Genomic DNA, 2050 nt, shown 5'->3' with positions numbered 1-2050 from the left:
CCCAAGAGCCTCGCCGGGCTGCTCGCCGAGCCCGACACCCCCGCCCACTACCGCATCGAGTCCGTGGCTCCGCTGGCCGGGCGGCTCATCGTGTCCGCGCAGTACAAGGCCGGCAAAACCACGCTCATCGGCAACCTGCTGCGCTCGCTGGCCGACAGCGACCCATTCCTGGGCGCGTTCACCGTGAACACCCCGGCGCGCCGGGTGGTGCTCATCGACAACGAGATGAGCGACAACACCCTGCGCCGATGGCTGCGCGACCAGGCGATCACCAACACCGCCGCAGTCACCGACGTGCTGGCGCTGCGCGGCAAAGTGGCCGCCTTCAACCCGCTCGACGACCGCTGCCGCGGCCAATGGGCGCGCCGGCTCTCCGACCTGGGATGCGACTACCTGATCCTGGACTGTCTGCGGGCCTGCCTCGACGCGCTCGGCCTGGACGAAAGCCGCGAAGCCGGGCAGTTCCTCACCGCATACGACAGGCTGCTCGACGAGGCCGGTGTCGCCGACACCGCGATCGTGCACCACATGGGTCACGCCAACGAACGCGCCCGCGGCGACAGCCGGCTACAAGACTGGCCCGACGCCATCTGGCGACTCGTGCGCGAAACCGACGAACCGGACTCGCCGCGCTACTTTTCCGCCTACGGCCGCGACGTCGACGTCCACGAGGGCCGGCTGAGCTTCGACCCCGCCACCCGCCGGCTCGCCTACGCCGCAGGGTCGCGCAGCGACGCCAAGACCGAGGCGGCCAAACTCGCTGTCGTCCAGGCGCTCGCCGAAGCCGACAAACCACTCAGCAAGAACGCCATCGAGGCTGCGCTCGCCGACGAGCACACTCAACGGGCGATCCGCACCGGCATCGCCAAGACGGTCCGCGACGGGCTCATCACCGTCACCGAAGGCCCGCGGCGAGCCAAGCTGCACAGCATCGCATTCCCGTGCAGCGAGTGTGGGATGCCGGTCGCCAGCCACTCTGCGCGGCACCAATCGTGTCAGTCAGCGCACCGCCAAACATGTCCGTCAGAGACACAAGGACCGTTCCAATGACCCCAGTTCGTCAGTTCGTCGCAGTTCGTCGCCAGTTCGTCAACGAAGTGATGTGCGTGCAGTTCGTGAGTTCGTTAGTTCGTTCTATAGGACGAACTACGAACACGAACACACACGACGAACACCACGCGCTCAAGAACGCCGCTCAGTTCGTTAGTGACGACGCATGACCGGCGCCGGCATCCCCACCCGCTGCACCCAATGCGCCGCCACGCTCGGCGCCCACAACCTCACCGGGCTATGCGCCGAATGCAAGCTCATCGCCCGCAACACCCGCGCCGGCCACCCATCCCAGCACGAGACCGTCACCAAAACCCGCGCCTTAGCCAACCTCGCCGCGATCCTCGGCGCCAAACCGCTCACCATAGAAAGGGCCGCACCATGACCGACAGCGGCGGCCAGATCATCGACCCCCGCCGCGCGGCGTGCCTCTGCGCCCGCTCTACCGAGCGCTGCGACTCCACCCACCTCGCCGCGGTCACCGTCGGCCCCGACGGCGCCGAGCACCTGATCCTCGCCGAACGCGCCGCCATCGGAGACGAACACGTCCGCTACGACCCGACTTGCAGCGCCGCCGCCCACGAACAGCTCGGCCCGCTGCCACTCGACTACGTGGCGCGCATCACCGCCAGCCGTCGCGTCCACCGCTGCGGCCGGCGCACCGTATCCGGTACTCCGTGTCAGACGCCAGTTCACCGGCCCGGCGATGCGTGCGGGTGGCACCGGCAGAGGAGCACGCCGTGACCACCCACCACCCCACCGAGCCGCTGACCTTCGACACGCACGGCGCACCGCTGGCCGTCAGCGTCGACCGCGACCGGGTGCGGCTGCATGTCGGCGCGGACGTGACCGTGTTGTCGCCCGCGGCCGCGGCCAGTCTCGCCGCCGCACTAGCCGACGCTGCCAACCAAGCCGGAAGGACAACCGCATGAGCACCGACCGCACCAGAGGGCCGCGCCTCGTCGCTGCCACCGCGCGCCTGGACGCCACGCCCCACAAA

At 69.2% G+C, this 2050-nt stretch carries 4 protein-coding genes; all 4 read left to right on the top strand.

Going from position 1 to position 2050, the window contains the following annotated elements; all coding sequences use genetic code 11:
* The coding region (locus tag ACFE99_RS25355; RefSeq protein ID WP_375489680.1) for an AAA family ATPase at positions 1–1050 on the top strand (1050 nt) is incomplete at its 5' end.
* A 166-nt stretch (positions 1051–1216) separates the two neighbouring features.
* Positions 1217–1435: a hypothetical protein gene (locus tag ACFE99_RS25350; RefSeq protein ID WP_375489678.1), complete on the top strand. Its 219-nt coding sequence runs from the start codon at positions 1217–1219 to the stop codon at positions 1433–1435.
* On the top strand, positions 1432–1794 hold the full coding sequence (locus tag ACFE99_RS25345) for a hypothetical protein (protein ID WP_375489676.1): 363 nt from the start codon (positions 1432–1434) through the stop codon (positions 1792–1794). The genes ACFE99_RS25350 and ACFE99_RS25345 overlap by 4 nt, the downstream gene beginning before the upstream one ends.
* Complete coding sequence (locus ACFE99_RS25340; RefSeq protein ID WP_375489674.1) at positions 1791–1982, top strand: hypothetical protein; 192 nt, start codon at positions 1791–1793, stop codon at positions 1980–1982. Before ACFE99_RS25345 ends, ACFE99_RS25340 begins: the two co-directional genes overlap by 4 nt.
* The last annotated feature ends 68 nt before the right edge of the window (positions 1983–2050 follow it).

This window comes from uncultured Mycobacterium sp. (genome assembly GCF_964249325.1).
GTDB lineage: Bacteria > Actinomycetota > Actinomycetes > Mycobacteriales > Mycobacteriaceae > Mycobacterium.
This window is presented reverse-complemented; position numbering and strand designations above follow the sequence as displayed.